The sequence below is a fragment of the Clostridium sp. JNZ X4-2 genome, from assembly GCF_054889485.1.
The window spans coordinates 1,285,766-1,303,527 of sequence record NZ_CM142685.1; the positions used below are offsets into that span (position 1 = coordinate 1,285,766).

The following is a 17,762-nucleotide window of genomic DNA, read 5'->3' on the forward strand; positions in this document are numbered from 1 at the left end:
TCCTCTGTTATAAAACATCACCCAATACCTGTATTTAAAAAAAGGCATGGGGTGATATAGTTATCCTATTTTTCTTTCACTTTTATCAATTGAGTTATTTAGCTCTGCTGCACTCTTTTCAGGTAATATCAAATTTAACACTATCCCAATAATAGCTGCAAGGGCAACTCCTGATATCTGCACTGGTGATCCACCTACACTGAAGTTTATGGAAGCACCTCCAATACCTATTACTATTATAACAGAAGAGAGTATTAAATTTCTATTTTTACTGAAATCTATTTTTTCTTCTACCAGTACTCTGAATCCGGAAGAAGCAATTATACCAAAGAGAAGTATACTTACGCCGCCTATTACAGGCATGGGCATATTTTCAATAAGTGCAGCTACTGGACCTATAAAAGATAGTACAATGGCTATTATTGCTGCACCGCCTATAACCCAGACACTGTAGATTTTGGTTATGGCCATAACTCCTATATTTTCTCCGTAAGTTGTAGTTGGAGGGCCGCCTGCAAAACCTGCAAATATTGTAGCCAGTCCATCTCCCAATATGGATCTGTGAAGACCTGGATCCTTTGTAAAGTCACGCCCCACTACGTTATTTGTTACATAAATATGGCCTATGTGTTCCGCTAAAGTTACAAATGAAATTGGAGCCATAAGTATCATGGCATTTATATTGAACTTTGGAAACATAAAAGATGGAAGTTTAAAAAACTGGGTATTCATTATGGATTTTAGAGATTGCTGTGGTATGACTCCCAAGATTATTGCAGATATATACCCGGTTATTATGGCTATCAATATAGGTATTATTCCGAGGAAGCCTTTAAAATACATACTTCCAATTACAGCTACAGCCAATGTGATTCCGGAAACTGTCATCCAGGCCCATCTTGGTATACTTTGCATTTGAGCTGTTGTATAGGCCGGATTAAACCCAGACCAGTTTATAGCCGTGGTGGCCAGCCCCAAGCCTATTACAATTACTATGGATCCTACTACTATAGGAGGAAGAACCCTGTTAAGCCAATTTACTCCGCAAAATTTTATTATGACGGCTACTATTACATATACACATCCTGCGGCTATTACACCGGACAGCATAGCTGATGGGCCATAGCTTTTGGAGGCTATGAGTATAGGGCTTATAAAAGCAAAGGAAGAACCCAGGTAAGCAGGTAGTTTGGCTTTGGTGCATATTATATAAATCAGGGTTCCGATACCACTGCAGAACAATGCTATGGATGGACTCATACCTGTTAATATGGGAACCAGTATGGTGGAACCTACCATGGCAAATAAATGCTGAAAACTGAGAGGTATGGTAGCCCCTATGGGTAATTTATCTTCAACGTCCACGAAATCTTTCATTTACGACACTCCTTTTTTAGTCTCTCAGGACTATTTTAAAAGTTTTACAGTTCATATATTTTCACTGAATCACTTTTATCTATTTCTGAAATTTCTACAGATATTATTTCTTCATGGGAAGTAGGTATATTTTTGCCCACATAGTCAGCCCTTATAGGAAGTTCCCTGTGGCCTCTGTCAATTAAAACTGCCAGTTGTATTAATTTCGGTCTGCCTGAATGTATGATTGCATCTATGGCAGCTCTGGCGGTTCGGCCGGTATAGATTACGTCATCCACCAATATGATTTTTTTGTTTTCTACGTCTTTTATAGTAAATTCTTTTAGTAAGGGCTGTTCTGAAAGAGTGCTTAAATCATCTCTGTAGAGACTTATATCAACGGATTTAACTTCTAGTTTGACTCCTTCAATTTTATAAATATTGTCAGCTATTCTCTTGGCCAGAGGATATCCCCTTCTTTTTATACCTACAAGTATTATATTTTCTATACCTTTATTTTTCTCTATTATTTCATGAGATATTCTAGTTAAAGTTCTGTCCATAGCTTTTTTATCTAAAATAAGTGCCTTTAACTTCAAATGTATCACCTCCTTCTGTTTAATTGATAGTTGTAGTTTTAGATATTATATGGGGGCATGAAAAAAGCCCTTCTCCAAGTGAGAGGGCATAAAATATCTGCCAGTGTTACCTTTCTGATCTCACTGGATCATTTTAAAGGATAAGTATTTTAATTAATTATAAGATAATTTTTATAATATTTCAAGCTTTTTTAAGGCCCCTACTATTCCAGTTGCCTTATAGATGGGTTTGAGGAGTCTACATATAGTGTTTTATTGGTATAATATATTACCATTCCTGGTCTTGAACCATTTGGCTTATGAATATTTTTTATAGCAGTGTAGTCTACAGCTACTTTTGGAGAGCCTTTAGCTTTGCTGTAGTAGGCAGCCAGCATAGCTGCTTCTCCTAAAGTGCTGTCTGGAATTGTGCCAAAATTTTTTATTATTACATGGGAACCAGGTATGTTTTTCGTATGAAGCCATATGTCTCTTTTGTCTGCAAATTTAAGAGTAAGATAATCATTTTGAAGGTTATTTTTCCCTACATATATTTCTATGCCATCACTGGACAGAAATTTCATTGGCTTGGATCTCCTGATTTTATTTTTGGAATTTGTTTTTTTTAACTTGATGTATCCAGCTGACATAAGTTCTCTTTTTATTTCTTCAATATCATCGTAATTATCTGAATTCTTTATATTGGTCATTACTGAATTCAAATATTCCAGTTCCTCAGCTGCCATGGACAATTGTTCCCTGGCAGCTTTTTCTGTCTTTTTTAGCTTGTTGTATTTTTTAAAATAACGCTGAATGTTTTCAGAAGGAGTTTTGTTTTCATCCAATTTTATGTCTATATATTCAACACTGCTGTTGTAATAATTTTGAACCTTTATATGGGAACATCCCTTTTTTATGTTGTAGATATTGGAAGTAAGCAGTTCCCCATAAATTCTGTAAGTATCTTTGCTTTTGGCATCTTCAATATTTCGGTTTAAAATTTTAATTTTTTTGCTGCAGCGATCCAAATTTACATTTACAAGCTTTTGAAGATCAGAACTTCTATTATTTAATCTGTCTGCTTTATCTTTTTCATAGTAGAATTCTTCTATAAGTTTTGAAGGTGAAGTGTAATGTTTTTCAGTGCAATTACTTAGATAAGTCAATTTTTCACAATAAAAATCCTTCATCACCGGGCCTTTTCTATAGGAAACAAAATAAAAATCATGGCTTTTAAGGTGGGTGAAAATTTTGCTGCTGAAAGCATATAAAATAGTAATACTGGTTTCATCAAAAACATTTAAGCTGTCGCAGGAAGTCAGATTATCCAGTCTATAGAATAATTCTTTGGAAAAAGAACTGCTCACACCCGTGAATACTGTAGAAAAGAAATTTTTATCTATGTATTTTATGTGATTTTGTATAAAAACTCTAAATTCATTTTTAGAACAACAAAAGGGATTCAACTTATTTGAAGTTGGTGGAAATATATATTTAATTCCAGGGAATAAAGATCTGACAGTATTGATTTCAGGTGTTATATGTTTTATGCTGTCCATGATTAAATTGTCTCTCTGGCGGATTAGGGTAATATTACTGTGTCTGCCCATTATTTCTACTACTAATGTATAAATACTGTTGAATCCCAATTCATCAGAACTTTCGAAATCCAAAAATACCACTCTGTCCGTATCCAATTGTCGTATGTCAATTAATTTTGAGGAATTCAGGTATTTTCTCAAGACCATACAAAATATAGGAGGCTGCATGGGATTGGATTTATTCCTGTCTGTAATGTGAATTTTAGGATATACGGGACTGGAACTGATTAAAAGTCTATAATTCTTTCTATTGTTTTTTATACTTATTAATATTTCATCCTTTTCAGGCTGATTGACTTTTTCAATGCGGCCTCCCATTAAGCTGTGTTTTAATTCTTCTAAAATACTGTATATAAAAATACCATCTAATGCCATATTATCATCCTTCCTTTAATATCTCCTTTATTGAGTATTAATAAATTATAGCATCTAAAATTTATTAAATAAAGATACTTGGAAAAATTGTTAATATATAATATATAAAATAATAGTAGTTAGTCGATTAGGAAAAATGAAGGCTAAATTTTGCCATAGCCAGTGCATATGCTGTCATGGTATTGGTGGCAGCAGAAATGATAGGAGCTCAATCTGGATTGGGATCTTTAGTTAATAATTCACAGGAAACATTTAATACTCCGCAGATGTATGCGGCAATAGCTTTATTGTCCATGCTTGGAATTGTACTGAATTTTTATTGATAAAAAATTAGTACAGTAGTAAACTTAATTTGAATACGTAAAATTTTACGAAAGGGTGAAATTTTTAAGATGAAGTTTACAAAAATGCAGGGAAGCGGAAATGATTTTATAGTTATTGACGATAGAAAAAATGAATTTTCAGGAAAGGAAAGTAAGCTTGGAGTGAAGCTTTGTAATAGACATTTTGGAATAGGAGGAGATGGTGTATTAATAGTCAGGAAAAGTAAAATTGCACAGATTAAAATGATAATAATTAATTCTGATGGTTCTTATGCATCCATGTGCGGAAATGGCATAAGATGTTTTGCAAAATATGTATGGGATAACCATTTAACAGAGGGTTCCAATATAAGAATAGAAACGGGAGATGGAATAAAAGAAGCTTTCTTAAATATAGATGGGAACAAGGTTAAAGAAGTTACTGTTGATATGGGAAGTCCGTCCTTTGAAGCAGATAAAATTCCAGCTGATTTTAACAGGAAAATCATAGACGAAGAAATAGAAGTTCATGGAAAGATATATAAAATTACATCACTGCTTATGGGAGTGCCCCATACGGTTGTATTTGGCAGACTTGAAAAATATCAGATAGAGGAAGGGGAAGCTTTGGAGAAATATCCTGCATTCCCAAAAGGAACTAATGTAAATTTCTGTGAAGTCACAGACAGAAACAATATTAAAGTAAAGACCTGGGAAAGAGGAGCAGGTCCTACACTGGCTTGCGGCACGGGAAGTTGTGCCTGTGTTGCAGCCTCAAATAAGCTTAATCTTACGGATGAAAAAGTTAAAGTTACAGTACCGGGAGGAAACATTTTTGTGGAGATAAGAGGAAATAATGTATTTATGACAGGTCCTGCAGAAGTTTCTTTTAAAGGGGAATATGATATGTAATGAAAATTTTCATGCGGGTAATATTCTATGCAGCGGCATTTTTAAATATCTTTGCTTTAAGTGGATGCATCAGTACCAAGAATAAATATAAAAGTGAAAATATAGATATGCCAAATTATTCTGATGTTACAGTGATTGAAAGTAAGGATAGCGGAGGAGATATATTCAATATAAAGAATAGCCGATTATTAAAAAAAGGAAGTGCTGATAACATATGGGACATACAATATAATGTACAGGAACCTGTTTATGTCTATCTGGTTGGAATGGATAAAGCTGAACAGCATAAAAATAAAATAGTTATATTATATGAAAATACTAAAAATGAAATTAAGGACTTTTTTACTGCACAGGATATAAAAATAGATCCCTCGGGACATAAGATTGCTTATAGAACTTTTAAAAGTTCTTCTGCTGACAGTGCACAGGGTATGAAAATATATGATATAAAAAACAAAAAATATATTGATTTTAAATCTAAAGTTTTAATTTCGGGAAATTTATATGAATGGCTGGATGACCATAGGATAATATATTATGGAGATATGGAAGGCCGAAAAAATTCTGATAAAATATATTTATATGATTTTAATAAAAATAAAGAGGAGGTATATTTAGATAATACCAGGGGATACTGTATGTATTTTACTTGTATAGGAGGTGATTTGCTATTTTTGTCACGGGATCAGGATGAATTGAACTTATATTATTACAGCCATAAATCTCGGCAATTCCAATTTTTGAGTGATAAATTTCAGCAAATATATGATTCCCAGGTGGATAAAAAAAGAGGAGATGTATTTTTTATTGGAAAAAATGATGAAAACATTGATTCACTTTATAAATTCACACAAAATAGCGGTAAACTCAGTAGGATAACCTATGATTTCCCTGGTCAGATTGCTGTATCTAATGGTATGGCACAGGATAAAAGCGGTAATGTGTATTTTATCGGTACAGGGGATGGGGAAAATAATGAGGATGTATTTATGTATAGCATGAATAAAAAATCTGTAGATATTATATCTGATCATGAAGGAAAATATAATATTTATGGAGAAAATTAAAAAACAGAATTATGATTTTGAACTATTCTCGGAATACCATAAAATTTACAGTTATGAGTAAATTTTATGGTATTTTTTACTTATAATGATTAAAAAATACAATGATAGGATATAATTTTAAATATCAAGTGATTCTTAGGTGTGATAAAGCTTTTCCACAGGGAATGGTTTCCATACCAAACTTCAGAAGAATCAATCCAGAGGTATATCAATGCTTATAATCTCCAACTCAACAATGGGAGACATTAGCAATGGTAGCTTTCGAATAAAAATTTTATAGGGAGAGAAAAACAAGATGTTTCCCATGGATTTAAAGGAAATAAATATTGAAGGCGTTTCATTGAAATCTGATGTGGTGAAAAAGATACCTGAGGAAATAGCCAGGGACAATTGTTTAATTGCACTGCAGCAGGTTAATGAGCAAATAATTATAGCTACGGATAAAATACCAGATATGAATTTGGTGGAAGAGTTAAAGTTCATATTGGGCATTCAATTGAAGTTCTTCAAAGCCAGCAGGAAAAAAATATATGAACTGATAAATAAATATTATTGCAAGCAAAATTTAGATCATGCGTTGAAAGATATAAAGTTGAATAAAAACATTTCACAGTTGGCGGTAGAAAACATTTCAGATAGATATAAACTTCAAAGTTCTCCAGTAGTAAAAGCAGCCAATTATATAATAGATAAAGCTATAGATGAAAGAGCCAGTGATCTGCATATAGAACCTTTTCAGAAAAATGTAACTATACGTATGAGGATAGACGGTATTATACATGAGTATATAAAAGTACCTAAAAATATATATCCTCTCCTATGTACAAGAATAAAAATAATGGCAAATATGGACATAGCCGAGAAAAGAATGCCCCAAGATGGAAAAATAAAATATATCAAGGAAAATTCCAATTATGATCTCAGAGTATCAACCCTCCCAACTATATATGGAGAAAAATTAGTTTTAAGAATTTTATATAGGGATAATAAAATAAAGGACCTCGGTATGCTTGGCTTTTTAAAAAGAGATGAGGGAAAAATAAAAAATATGCTTAATAGTGACCATGGACTTATTTTAATAACAGGACCTACCGGCAGCGGGAAAACCACCACGGTTTATTCCATGATTAATAATATAAACTGCAGGGAAAAAAATATAGTCAGTATAGAAGATCCTGTAGAATACATCCTGGATAATGTAAATCAAGTAAATGTAAATGGAAAAATAGGGCTTGATTTTGCAAGGGGGCTCAGGAGCACGTTAAGACAGGACCCGGATGTTATAATGCTTGGGGAAATAAGAGATGAAGAAACAGCACATATGGCTGTAAGGGCAGCAGTGACGGGGCATCTTGTAATAAGTACCCTGCATACCAATAATTCAGTTGAATCCATAGTAAGACTTAAAGACATGGGGATACCGGAATACTTTATACAGGATGCACTTGTAGGTGTAATATCTCAAAGGCTGGTCAGAAAAATATGCCCCTATTGTAAAACGGAATATCAGGTTTCTTTAGAAGAAATTAAAAAATTAAATTTGTCCACTCAACAGGTTTTGTATAAGGGAAAGGGATGTAGTAAATGCAACTATAAGGCATACAGGGGCAGGACAGTGATATATGAGATTTCCTATAGAAATAATGATGTGAGAGGTCTTTCTGAAAGCAGTAAATTGAGTCTTGAAAATAGTATAAAAGAGTCCACAGGGGTTTCCATGAAGGAAAATTGCATACAACTTGTAAAAGCAGGTGTTACTACTTATGAAGAGTTTCTCAGAGTATGCCTGCAATAAAGAAGGTGAACATTATAATAAAGTACCAGGCAATAAATACCAGCGGTAAAAAAATCAGGGGTAAATGTGAAAAATACAAGTTCAGCCAATTAAAAACCTCTTTAAGAAAAAAACAATATTTCATATATAACAAGGCATATGTAAAAAAATACGATGATATATTCCTAAAAAAACCTAACATGATGGATATAAGCATTTTATGCAGTCAATTAAGTATTATGTTAAGTGCTGGAATATCTGTATCCAGGGCACTTGATGATTTGGAAAAACAGTGCAGTATAAGTTCTCTGAAAAGGGAACTGGGAATTGTAAAAGAAGAAGTGGAAAAAGGAAAAAACCTGCATGAAAGTATGGCGGAATTCAAAAATACATTTCCTGTTTTTATGGTAGAGATGATTAAAATAGGGGAGGAATGTGGAAGAATGGATGAAATATTCAAAAAATTGTCTGAATATTATGAAAAATATTACAGCATTATAAGCTCCATAAAGGCCTCTCTTGTATACCCCGTAGTTACATTCATAATTTCTATATTTGTCATGTTGTTTTTAATGATTGACATAGTGCCTCAGTTTATGAATATTATAATTTCTAATGGAGGAAAGGTACCTGTTTTAACCAGGATTGTCATATATGGCTGTCAATTTTTTAGAGTTCACTGTATACAGATTTCAGCAATTTTCATCTTCATATTACTGATGTTTTATGAATTCCATAAAAGTTATAGCGGCATCAGAATATTGGAAAATATAAAAATTAAAATACCTTACTTTAATAAAATTCACAATGATGTGATGATTTTTAAGATATGTTCATCAATGGCCATACTTATTAAATCCGGAGTTAATATAATTAGATCTCTTAAAATTACCAGTAAGCTTATGGAAAATAAAATCATGTCCACAAAAATAGAAGATTCAATAAAATATATAGAAGGAGGGGAAAGTTTATATGAGGCATTTAGTAGAACAAAAATCAATGATGAATTGTTCTTGTCTTTGATTTCAACGGGAGAAGAGACAGGGGATATGGATAGTATGTTTTTAAAGCTGGAACAATTATTTGAAGATAAATTGGATAGGTGTTTGAAGAAAATGAGCAAGTTTGTGGAGCCTGTTATAATAATATTTTTGTCACTGTTTGTAGGAGTATTTATTATATCAGCGCTTATGCCCATCTTCACTATAATGGATTCCACATTGTAGTTTTCAAATAAAGTTAAAAGAAAGAAGGTAATTAAAACATGAAAAGAACATGCAGATGTAAAATAAAAAAAGGGTTTACTCTTATAGAGCTCATGTTGGTGGTTGCTATAATTCTAGTACTTTTAGGCTTTATGATTCCTAAATTTTCTGCTTATCAAGATAAAGTCAGAACTACCAAGGCCATAAACACGGCCAAACAAATAGAAACGGCAGCTATGGCCAGTTATGGGGACAATGATGGAAAGTTCGATGAAGCTAATGTGAAGGAATGCATATCAACACTGACTTCTGCAGAAAAAACAAATATTTCAGCAGGCAGTGATGATCAGCTTATTAATATAAGCTATGAAAGTGACAATAATACATATACTCTGCAGATCAATGCTGCAGACAATTCTTATACAGTTAAAAAGGGAAATACTCAGATATTCCCTAAAAATGCCTCAAATGAAGAATAAATTTGCCATTTGCAGAATTAAAAGAAAAGGTTTCACATTATTGGAATTACTTCTGGTGATAAGTATATTTTCCATACTTTTAAGCTTCAGTTTAATTAATTTAGGAGCTTTTAGCAAGATTATAAATAAGGCAGAGGTGGATCTAACGGACAATAACATTATAAATTTTATAAATAAATCTAAGGTTTATTGCAGGGACAACAAAAAAGAAGGTGGATATATTTATTTTGATGAAAATAATAAAAGTATAGCTTTTATTATAGGTATGAATGAAATATTTAAAATGAAATTGCCGGATGGGTTCACTTTAAATAAGGTAAGAGATGACAACAGGATAAAAATAGATAACCGTGGAATAACTCAGGATGCTTGTAGCATAAAGTTTAAAGACAGGAAAGGAGAAATCCATTGTATTACAATGTGCGTAGGCACTGCTTATGTGGAGATAAAGTATTGATGCTGAAATTGAGAAGAAATGATATGGATAAAATAATGGTCAATAAAGGGTTTACTTTAATAGAGGTATTGTGCAGTATAACAGTTTTTTCACTGCTGTTCATGACAGCTCTTCTTATACAGCTGAATACTGTTAAAGTAAAAAAATATAATGAAGAGGTAAATAGATATACTTTAATTATGGAGTATGTAAAAAATAATATCATATCTAATTTTAGCCGTGAAGATGTTTTAAATTTATACAAAACCGGCAGGATATATGTAAATTGTAGTGAAATAAAATTTGAAGATATTGAAGAGATGGAAGCCGGCAACTTATTTTCAGATGTGAAACCTATAAAAGAGCCTTATATTGTTTTAAATGTAATGGAGAATAATGTGTTAAAGGTAAATTTACAGCTGTATAGAAAAACATATGGAAAAATCAAGGTGGATGAGTGTGAATTTTATAAGGGAAATTATAAAAAGTGAAATAGGATTAAAAAAGGGTTTTACAATTATAGAAATGCTCATAGTTGTGTCGTTAGTGGCATCTATAACTACCATACAAATAGAGGTCATGGCAAAATATATGAAACTTCATAAGGAGGAAATAAGTTACAGCAGGGAATGGTTTTATGTGGATGAGGCATTTATGATAATAGAGCATCAGGTGAAGAGTGCAAAATATATAGATATAAAAGACAATATGATTATTTTAAAAAGATATGATAATAGTGGATATGATTATATAAAAAAATACAGAAACACTGATATTGTTATTTCCTATGGTTCCATCAGTTCACCCACCTTGAATAATGTATTAAAAGGGATAAAGGATTTTAAAGTACAGAAATATGGAAGAGTATTTTATATATCCATAAGTACAGAGAAAGGTAATGTTTATAAAAGATGTTTTGTAATAGAAAGAAAAAAGCTGAGAGAGGATTTATACTGATATATGTATTGCTTATAGGGTGCATTTGTATTTTTATTTCCCTTGGATGTTACAGCATGGAGATGAATATAAGATCAAATAATTTGAATGATTATAAAAAATGCCTTCAGGTGGATATAACTGAAAAGTACAGAGAATATCTTCTGACTGAATTAGATAAATATATGGGAGAGAATATACCTTATGAAAAAGACAGTTTAAAAGAAAATATGTGTTCTCTGAATAATATTAAGATATATTTTGAAGAATGTTATATCTATTATGATAGTAATATAGACTGTTTTAAGGCAGAGTACATATTTAATGGAGAATTTTACAAAGAAGAAACTTATGAATATAAGATTGAAAAAACTGGATTTGTATATAGCTGTGTAGATTATTCCTTTGATAAGGGAGTGTAGATAAAAATGCATAAAAAGATATTATTAGAAGTAAATAATAAAAATATAATGTATAGAGAAATCCCCAATAAAAATTCCATATTTCATCTGTTTAATAATAATAAAATTAATAAAAATATCATTTCCATAAAAGATATTAAAGTGAAATTGAAAAATAGGAATGTAATTATCTTGGTTCATGGAGAAGAAATATATATAGTACTTATGGAATTGCCAAAAATGAATAGGGAAAATCTTTTTAGAATTATAAAGGAAGAGCTTGAAAATAAATTTAAAAACATGGATAATATAATGTTTTCATACGAAATAATCAGACGTTATAAATATAGGTTAGAGATAATGGTGTTTTGTATGAACTGGCATAACATGAAGATAGCAGAGAAATGTGATGATGTTGGATTCCACATTAAAGGTATAGTGCCAATTCAATTTTATATATGGGAAAATTACAAGAATAAGATAAAAAGTGAAAATTATATATTTATTTTAATGAGAGATAAAATTTCTTATTTTATAGCATGTCATGAGGGTAAAATTATATTTAATAATATATTTAAAAATATAGGCAGAGATGGTTTCACCGATATTTTAGAACAGTTTCAGGTGAAATTAAGTATTTTAATGCCTGATCTAAAATTTTTTCATATATTTTTTGTGGATTTTCCATATAAAGATATAATAAAAAAATTATCTGAAAATTATATATGCAAGGATCTGGCGAAATTCATTATGAAATGATAAATAGGGATAAATGTATTTAATTGGTTAGCATTATAAGAAATATCTGTAAATAGGTATGGAAATATTCAGTTGAGAGGTAGTTTGGTTATGAAAAGTTTATATTTTTTACCTCAGTGGTATATAGAAAAGATAAAAATACAAAATAATAAAAAACTTAAATGTACCATTATATTGTTTTTAATAATAAATTTAATACTGGGGAATATATTCATAATAAATAAAAATAAGCTCAATAAGGTGTCTGATGAATTAAAAAGGTCAACTTTTACGGAAAAGCCTGTTTATTATAAAAGTATTACCTTTGAAAGCTTTCTAAATTTTTATGAGTATATATGGCAGGGAAAAGATATTAAAAATATAAACATTCAAAATAAAGATATAAATTTTAATGTGGAAGATGAGGGAGATTGTTTATCTCTAATTAAAAAAATAGAGAATTCAGATAAATTTATAATAAAAGATCTGAAATGCAAGGATAGTACAGAAGAAAGGAAGAAAATTTGGGAGCTTAATTTAAAGCTGAAATAAACAGGGAATAAATTACTTAAGGAAAGATAAATTTATTTAAGGTGGAATAGTAATAGTGAAAAAAGCAAATAATATATATATAGGTATCGTACTATTCTTAATTTGCAGCAGCATAATTTTCCTATCAGAAAATTATATTCTCATTAAAAATTTAAATGGGAAAAATAATGCGCTTCAATGGCAAAAAAGGCAGTTGGATAAAGAAGAAAAAAAGAAAAGCAAAATAAACTATAGTGATATTCTACAAAAGTTGAATGATATAGAGGGAATACAAATAATGGACTTTACAAGGGATAATGGGAAAAAGATAACTGCACATGTTAAAATATCGGGAGATAAAGCTAGGGTTGTAAATGCTTTAAAAAAAATAAGGGAAAAGAAGAATTTTTACAGTATAGACAATATTAGAATGGAACAGGATAAATATAAAAATATAAAGGCAAGTGCAGATGTTAATTTTATGTCACAATAGATATTTTGAGTTTGCAAATAATCACAAATTTTGATAAAATAACATTGTTTGAGTATAGTGATGTCTAGAATTTTATCAAGATTTTTAAATTTTATAAGTAGAATATATAATTTTCTAAATCCAGTTGTTAACCAAATTGATTTTAGATTTAATAGAGAATAATTATGGTATTGGTATCAGGTGATTTTAAGCACGGCTGTAAATGTTATGCCTTATTTAATGGGGGGAATTGTAGTGTTAAAAAAAAGAATTGCAAAATTAAGAAAATGTATGGATAAAAAAAACCTGGATGCAGTTTTGTTAATTGGAGATCCAAACAGAAACTATTTAAGCGGATTTACAGGTAATGAGAGTTTTTCACTTATAACAGAGGATAAGGCTTTTTTTATAACGGATTCAAGATTTACAGAACAGGCTTCGGCTCAAGTTAAGGATTATGAAGTTTTAGAGTACGGCAAAGGTATTTCTTTTGTAGATTTTTTGTCACATTTGATAAATAAAAATAAAATTAAAAAACTTGGATTTGAGGAAAATATAGTTTCTTACAGCCAGTATGTGGTTTATAACAGTAAATTGGATTGTCAGCTTGTTCCTATGGAAGGAATTATAGAAGAAATAAGAATGGTAAAGGATAAAGATGAATTAAAGTTAATAGAAGATGCAGCTGCGATTGCAGATAAAGCTTTTGGGCATATGCTGAAATTTATAAAAGCCGGGATGACGGAAAGGGAAGTTGGGTTGGAATTAGAATTTCAGATGAAAAAATTAGGTGCCAGTGATTTATCTTTTCCATCTATAGTTGCATCCGGGGTAAGATCCAGTCTCCCTCATGGGCAGGCTACAGAAAAGATAATAAATAAGGGAGAGTTTTTGACCCTGGATTTTGGATGTATTTATAAAGAATACTGTTCTGATATGACTAGAACGGTTGTAATAGGTGAGCCGTCACAAAAAATGCTGGAAATATACAATATAGTTCTGGAAGCCGAACAATTGGCTTTGAAGGAATATAAGCCAGGTGTACCTGCAATGGATGTAGATGCTGCTGCAAGAAGCTATATAGATGAGAAAGGATATGGAAAGAACTTTGGACACAGCCTCGGCCATGGAGTAGGCAGGGAAATTCATGAAGCACCTATAATTGGCTATAAAAATCATAGAAAACTGGATGCAGGCATGGTAGTTAGTGATGAACCTGGAATATACATACCGGGTTTCGGCGGAGTGAGAATAGAAGATTTACTTGTAGTAACTGAACATGGTGGAAAAACTTTATCAAAATCACCTAAAAACTTGATATGTATAAATTAAACAGGTAGTATTACTATGGTTAAATAATATTTAATGATATATAATGTTAAATAGAAAGTTCTATAAAATTGGATAAAAATTAGAATAGGTCTAATAAGAATGAGAAAGGGGTTAAAACCGTTATTCCATTGCTATTTTTAGTATTGGGGTTGTAGGGTGAATTACATCCGAATTTACGTCCCTGGAGTGTGAGACCAAACGAAAATGGCTGTGATTGCTAAACTTCGCACACTATGAATGGGAAAATAAGCTTGAATCTAGTAACACAAGCTTATATAACGGTACGCACAAAATGATATCAGCAGGAGATTTAAGAAAAGGAACTACTTTTGAACAAGATGGACAAGTGTATACAGTATTGGATTTTCTTCATGTAAAACCTGGAAAGGGAGCAGCATTTGTAAGAACAAAGCTTAGAAATGTTATTACAGGATCAGTTACTGATACCACTTTTAATCCAACTGTAAAATTGCAGGAAGCAGTTATAGAAAGAAAAGAAATGCAATATTTGTATTCAGATGGTGAATTATATTATTTTATGGATCAGGAAACTTTTGAACAAATTCCATTGGAATATGAAAAAGTACAGGATGCAATAAAATTTTTAAAGGAAAATATGTTTGCTATAATAAAGTTTTATAAGGGAGAAGCATTTTCCGTAGAAGCTCCGAATTTCGTTGAACTGCAGGTAGCTCATACTGAACCAGGAGTTAAAGGAAATACTGCTACTAATGTTTTGAAACCAGCTACTATGGAAACTGGAGCAATTGTATCAGTACCTATATTTGTAAATGAAGGTGAAACTATAAGAATTGATACGAGAACTGGAGAATACATGGAGAGAGTTTAGGAAATACTAAAGTGAAATAACATTGAGGAAGTGATATTATGGATTCCATTAAATCTAAAGTATCTTATATCAGCGGGCTAATGGATGGATTAAAAATTGATAAAAATACCAATGAGGGAAAAATTCTTTTGGAGGTTTTAGATGTACTTAAGAATATGGCAGAGGAGATAGAAAATATATCCGAGGCTCAAAAACATACGGAAGATTATATGGATGCCATAGATGAAAATCTAGCATATTTACAAGATGATTTATATGATGAAAATTATGAGACATATAAGGATATGGAAGGAAATTTTGAGGAAGTTAAATGTCCCAACTGTGATGATACTGTGTATGTAGACAAAGATATATTGAGTCAGCGGGAAAGCTTGACATGTCCCAATTGCCACAGCAATATATCACTTAAGGATATTTACACTAATGGTGATAAATCAAGTAATTCTTAGATTTGATAAAATGTTCTCACAAAGGATGATTTCCATATCAAATCTAAGAAAACCAATCCGGGAGTGCAGCAGTGATTATCATCTCCACTTTACAACAGCCGGGGTGTTATAGCAGCGGCAGCTTTCAGACAAAAATTAAATTAAATAAAATAAAAATCCCATTAAAGTGTTTTTACTTTAATGGGATTTTTATTTTATTTTTATTTATATGGAATAATTTCTTGAAAGTGAAAATAGGAATTAATATAAAGGAAGGAGATGAGAGAGATATATACTAAAGAGATTTTAAACATTTTGCCTGAAAACTTAAAAACTGCTATGGGGGATTTAATAAAGTCACCTCATTTGCAGGAAATAAGGATAAGATCTGATAGATCATTGATACTCCAATTAGGGACCAAAGAAGTGGTATGTGAGTATGTACCTAGGTTAGAGGATTTAAAAATAATAATTCAGAGAATGAGTAATTATTCAATATATGCCTTTGAAGAGGAAATCAAACAGGGGTATATAACTATTAAAGGCGGTCATAGAGTTGGAATATGCGGAAGATGTATTATTGAAAAAGGTGAAGTTAAAACCATAAAAGATATTGCATCCATAAACATTAGAATATGCAGAGAGATTATGAAGTGCTCGGATTCCATTATGAAGTTTCTGCTAAAAGGAGATGAAATAATAAATACCATAATAATTTCACCTCCTAAAGGCGGAAAAACCACTCTTGTCAGAGATATTGTAAGAAATATCTCTGAAGGTATACAGAGTATAGGTCTTACTGGGAAAAAGGTATGTGTAATAGATGAAAGAAGTGAGATAGGGGCCAGCTTTAATGGGGTACCCCAGATGAATGTTGGAGTTAGAACTGATGTATTGGATGGGTGTCCTAAGAGTCAAGGTATAATTATGGCTATTAGAAGCATGTCGCCGGATGTTATAGTCTGTGATGAAATTGGAACCTATAAAGATATGGAAAGTATTTTAACAGCGTTGAATTCCGGGATAAGTTTAATTGTCACAATTCATGGTTATGGAATAGAGGATCTCTATGGCAGGCCGGTATTCAAGTCCATAGTAGAAAATAAGATATTTAAGAGAGCAATAGTATTGAGCAGTAGAAAGGGTTCCGGCACGGTAGAATATGTGTATGATTTTACGGACAATTCGGTAATATGGAGGGGATAAAATGTTGAAGCTTTTAGGTTGTATTATGATAATATTTGCTTCCACTGGAATGGGATTTATCTATGGGGAAAGTTTTAAAAGAAGAGTGGAACAATTAAAGGAAATACAAAGATGCATTCATCAGCTTCAAAATGAAATCATATATACACATACCCCGCTGCCGGATGCTATCTTTAATACAGCATCAAAAAGCAGGAAACCCATTGGAGATGTCCTTAAAGATATATCATCTATGTTGGAGGAAAACTCTGTTGACAACGTATATGAAGCCTTTAGATATGCATTTAAGGATAAAAGAGATAATCTGAGTTTAAAAAATGAGGATATAAATGCAGTATTGGATTTATCAAAAACACTTGGAGAATCAGATATAGATGGACAAAAAAGGATGTTTTCACTAACTTTAGATAACATAAAAAATCAAATTGAAGTTTCAAAAATTTTAATGAGTAAAAATTTGAAGATGTACAGATGCCTTGGATTTTCACTGGGGGCTGTAATAGTGATAATTTCAATTTAGGTGGCAATATGTGTATTTAAATAAATTTCGTGGAGAAATGAAAAGGGGAGAAAATCAAATGATGGACATAAGTTTAATTTTCAAAATAGCCGGAGTAGGTATAATTGTCATACTTATAAATAAAGTGCTGGAAGCCAGTGGAAAAGGTGATTATGCAGTGTTAACAAATCTGACGGGAATTTTAATTGTACTTATGATGGTGATAAATTTAGTAAGCAGACTATTTAATACTGTTAGAACCATGTTTCAGCTTTAGGAGAAAA

The 17,762-nt window shown here is 31.4% G+C and carries 22 protein-coding genes; 19 read left to right on the top strand and 3 right to left on the bottom strand.

Features of this window, described 5'->3' with window-relative positions; genetic code table 11:
* Positions 1–60: 60 nt before the first annotated feature.
* From uraA to ACYUJ6_RS06150, 3 genes are all read right to left on the bottom strand, one after another.
* Positions 61–1,377: a uracil permease gene (gene uraA, locus ACYUJ6_RS06140; protein WP_461844952.1), complete on the bottom strand. Its 1,317-nt coding sequence runs from the start codon at positions 1,375–1,377 to the stop codon at positions 61–63.
* A gap of 44 nt (positions 1,378–1,421) precedes the next feature.
* A complete protein-coding gene (gene pyrR, locus ACYUJ6_RS06145) occupies positions 1,422–1,955 on the bottom strand; it encodes a bifunctional pyr operon transcriptional regulator/uracil phosphoribosyltransferase PyrR (RefSeq protein ID WP_461844953.1) in 534 nt (177 codons plus the stop codon).
* 203 nt (positions 1,956–2,158) lie between these two features.
* Positions 2,159–3,910 carry an Rqc2 family fibronectin-binding protein gene (locus ACYUJ6_RS06150; RefSeq protein ID WP_461844954.1) on the bottom strand — a complete coding sequence of 584 codons (1,752 nt, stop codon included), beginning with the start codon at positions 3,908–3,910 and terminating at the stop codon, positions 2,159–2,161.
* 197 nt (positions 3,911–4,107) lie between these two features.
* Between ACYUJ6_RS06150 and ACYUJ6_RS06155 the strand changes: the two genes are divergently transcribed.
* From ACYUJ6_RS06155 to spoIIIAC, 19 genes are all read left to right on the top strand, one after another.
* Entirely contained in the window at positions 4,108–4,233 is a 126-nt protein-coding gene (locus tag ACYUJ6_RS06155; RefSeq protein ID WP_461844955.1) for a hypothetical protein, read from the top strand.
* A gap of 69 nt (positions 4,234–4,302) precedes the next feature.
* Positions 4,303–5,124, top strand: a complete 822-nt coding sequence (gene dapF / locus ACYUJ6_RS06160) for a diaminopimelate epimerase (protein WP_461844956.1) — start codon at positions 4,303–4,305, stop codon at positions 5,122–5,124.
* Positions 5,124–6,191 carry a beta-propeller domain-containing protein gene (locus ACYUJ6_RS06165; protein WP_461844957.1) on the top strand — a complete coding sequence of 356 codons (1,068 nt, stop codon included), beginning with the start codon at positions 5,124–5,126 and terminating at the stop codon, positions 6,189–6,191. Before dapF ends, ACYUJ6_RS06165 begins: the two co-directional genes overlap by 1 nt.
* A gap of 295 nt (positions 6,192–6,486) precedes the next feature.
* Positions 6,487–7,986, top strand: a complete 1,500-nt coding sequence (locus tag ACYUJ6_RS06170) for a GspE/PulE family protein (RefSeq protein ID WP_461844958.1) — start codon at positions 6,487–6,489, stop codon at positions 7,984–7,986.
* The gene (locus tag ACYUJ6_RS06175) at positions 7,974–9,191 is read left to right on the top strand and encodes a type II secretion system F family protein (RefSeq protein WP_461844959.1); all 1,218 of its coding nucleotides are present in this window, start codon (positions 7,974–7,976) and stop codon (positions 9,189–9,191) included. Before ACYUJ6_RS06170 ends, ACYUJ6_RS06175 begins: the two co-directional genes overlap by 13 nt.
* 38 nt (positions 9,192–9,229) lie before the next feature.
* Positions 9,230–9,649, top strand: a complete 420-nt coding sequence (locus ACYUJ6_RS06180; RefSeq protein WP_461844960.1) for a type II secretion system protein — start codon at positions 9,230–9,232, stop codon at positions 9,647–9,649.
* Positions 9,639–10,106 (top strand): prepilin-type N-terminal cleavage/methylation domain-containing protein, encoded by a 468-nt coding sequence (locus ACYUJ6_RS06185; RefSeq protein ID WP_461844961.1) that lies wholly within the window; start codon positions 9,639–9,641, stop codon positions 10,104–10,106. Before ACYUJ6_RS06180 ends, ACYUJ6_RS06185 begins: the two co-directional genes overlap by 11 nt.
* Entirely contained in the window at positions 10,106–10,576 is a 471-nt protein-coding gene (locus ACYUJ6_RS06190; protein WP_461844962.1) for a type II secretion system protein, read from the top strand. Before ACYUJ6_RS06185 ends, ACYUJ6_RS06190 begins: the two co-directional genes overlap by 1 nt.
* Positions 10,539–11,042, top strand: coding sequence for a pilus assembly FimT family protein (locus ACYUJ6_RS06195; protein ID WP_461844963.1), 504 nt, complete (start codon positions 10,539–10,541; stop codon positions 11,040–11,042). The genes ACYUJ6_RS06190 and ACYUJ6_RS06195 overlap by 38 nt, the downstream gene beginning before the upstream one ends.
* 56 nt (positions 11,043–11,098) lie before the next feature.
* On the top strand, positions 11,099–11,443 hold the full coding sequence (locus tag ACYUJ6_RS06200) for a hypothetical protein (protein WP_461844964.1): 345 nt from the start codon (positions 11,099–11,101) through the stop codon (positions 11,441–11,443).
* Between the two features lie 6 nt (positions 11,444–11,449).
* A complete protein-coding gene (locus ACYUJ6_RS06205; protein ID WP_461844965.1) occupies positions 11,450–12,181 on the top strand; it encodes a hypothetical protein in 732 nt (243 codons plus the stop codon).
* 90 nt (positions 12,182–12,271) lie between these two features.
* Positions 12,272–12,712, top strand: coding sequence for a hypothetical protein (locus ACYUJ6_RS06210; RefSeq protein ID WP_461844966.1), 441 nt, complete (start codon positions 12,272–12,274; stop codon positions 12,710–12,712).
* Between the two features lie 55 nt (positions 12,713–12,767).
* Complete coding sequence (locus ACYUJ6_RS06215) at positions 12,768–13,184, top strand: hypothetical protein (RefSeq protein ID WP_461844967.1); 417 nt, start codon at positions 12,768–12,770, stop codon at positions 13,182–13,184.
* Positions 13,185–13,418: 234 nt separating this feature from the next.
* Entirely contained in the window at positions 13,419–14,495 is a 1,077-nt protein-coding gene (locus ACYUJ6_RS06220) for a M24 family metallopeptidase (RefSeq protein ID WP_461844968.1), read from the top strand.
* 292 nt (positions 14,496–14,787) lie between these two features.
* Positions 14,788–15,345, top strand: coding sequence for an elongation factor P (gene efp / locus ACYUJ6_RS06225; RefSeq protein ID WP_461844969.1), 558 nt, complete (start codon positions 14,788–14,790; stop codon positions 15,343–15,345).
* Positions 15,346–15,383: 38 nt separating this feature from the next.
* Positions 15,384–15,794 (top strand): CD1247 N-terminal domain-containing protein, encoded by a 411-nt coding sequence (locus ACYUJ6_RS06230; RefSeq protein WP_461844970.1) that lies wholly within the window; start codon positions 15,384–15,386, stop codon positions 15,792–15,794.
* A gap of 267 nt (positions 15,795–16,061) precedes the next feature.
* The gene (gene spoIIIAA / locus ACYUJ6_RS06235) at positions 16,062–16,979 is read left to right on the top strand and encodes a stage III sporulation protein AA (protein WP_461845459.1); all 918 of its coding nucleotides are present in this window, start codon (positions 16,062–16,064) and stop codon (positions 16,977–16,979) included.
* 1 nt (position 16,980) lies between these two features.
* Positions 16,981–17,499: a stage III sporulation protein SpoIIIAB gene (spoIIIAB, locus tag ACYUJ6_RS06240; RefSeq protein ID WP_461844971.1), complete on the top strand. Its 519-nt coding sequence runs from the start codon at positions 16,981–16,983 to the stop codon at positions 17,497–17,499.
* A 58-nt stretch (positions 17,500–17,557) separates the two neighbouring features.
* Positions 17,558–17,755: a stage III sporulation protein AC gene (gene spoIIIAC / locus ACYUJ6_RS06245; RefSeq protein ID WP_294181305.1), complete on the top strand. Its 198-nt coding sequence runs from the start codon at positions 17,558–17,560 to the stop codon at positions 17,753–17,755.
* Positions 17,756–17,762 lie beyond the last annotated feature (7 nt).

What these genes read in the sequence shown, in the direction of transcription:
- uraA (WP_461844952.1), bottom strand. Translation starts at nt 1,377, where the DNA reads ATGAAAGATTTCGTGGACGTTGAAGATAAATTACCCATAGGGGCTACC.
- ACYUJ6_RS06150 (WP_461844954.1), bottom strand. Translation starts at nt 3,910, where the DNA reads ATGGCATTAGATGGTATTTTTATATACAGTATTTTAGAAGAATTAAAA.
- ACYUJ6_RS06155 (WP_461844955.1), top strand. Translation starts at nt 4,108, where the DNA reads ATGATAGGAGCTCAATCTGGATTGGGATCTTTAGTTAATAATTCACAG.
- dapF (WP_461844956.1), top strand. Translation starts at nt 4,303, where the DNA reads ATGAAGTTTACAAAAATGCAGGGAAGCGGAAATGATTTTATAGTTATT.
- ACYUJ6_RS06165 (WP_461844957.1), top strand. Translation starts at nt 5,124, where the DNA reads ATGAAAATTTTCATGCGGGTAATATTCTATGCAGCGGCATTTTTAAAT.
- ACYUJ6_RS06170 (WP_461844958.1), top strand. Translation starts at nt 6,487, where the DNA reads ATGTTTCCCATGGATTTAAAGGAAATAAATATTGAAGGCGTTTCATTG.
- ACYUJ6_RS06175 (WP_461844959.1), top strand. Translation starts at nt 7,974, where the DNA reads ATGCCTGCAATAAAGAAGGTGAACATTATAATAAAGTACCAGGCAATA.
- ACYUJ6_RS06180 (WP_461844960.1), top strand. Translation starts at nt 9,230, where the DNA reads ATGAAAAGAACATGCAGATGTAAAATAAAAAAAGGGTTTACTCTTATA.
- ACYUJ6_RS06185 (WP_461844961.1), top strand. Translation starts at nt 9,639, where the DNA reads ATGAAGAATAAATTTGCCATTTGCAGAATTAAAAGAAAAGGTTTCACA.
- ACYUJ6_RS06190 (WP_461844962.1), top strand. Translation starts at nt 10,106, where the DNA reads ATGCTGAAATTGAGAAGAAATGATATGGATAAAATAATGGTCAATAAA.
- ACYUJ6_RS06195 (WP_461844963.1), top strand. Translation starts at nt 10,539, where the DNA reads ATGAGTGTGAATTTTATAAGGGAAATTATAAAAAGTGAAATAGGATTA.
- ACYUJ6_RS06200 (WP_461844964.1), top strand. Translation starts at nt 11,099, where the DNA reads ATGGAGATGAATATAAGATCAAATAATTTGAATGATTATAAAAAATGC.
- ACYUJ6_RS06205 (WP_461844965.1), top strand. Translation starts at nt 11,450, where the DNA reads ATGCATAAAAAGATATTATTAGAAGTAAATAATAAAAATATAATGTAT.
- ACYUJ6_RS06210 (WP_461844966.1), top strand. Translation starts at nt 12,272, where the DNA reads ATGAAAAGTTTATATTTTTTACCTCAGTGGTATATAGAAAAGATAAAA.
- efp (WP_461844969.1), top strand. Translation starts at nt 14,788, where the DNA reads ATGATATCAGCAGGAGATTTAAGAAAAGGAACTACTTTTGAACAAGAT.
- ACYUJ6_RS06230 (WP_461844970.1), top strand. Translation starts at nt 15,384, where the DNA reads ATGGATTCCATTAAATCTAAAGTATCTTATATCAGCGGGCTAATGGAT.
- spoIIIAB (WP_461844971.1), top strand. Translation starts at nt 16,981, where the DNA reads ATGTTGAAGCTTTTAGGTTGTATTATGATAATATTTGCTTCCACTGGA.
- spoIIIAC (WP_294181305.1), top strand. Translation starts at nt 17,558, where the DNA reads ATGATGGACATAAGTTTAATTTTCAAAATAGCCGGAGTAGGTATAATT.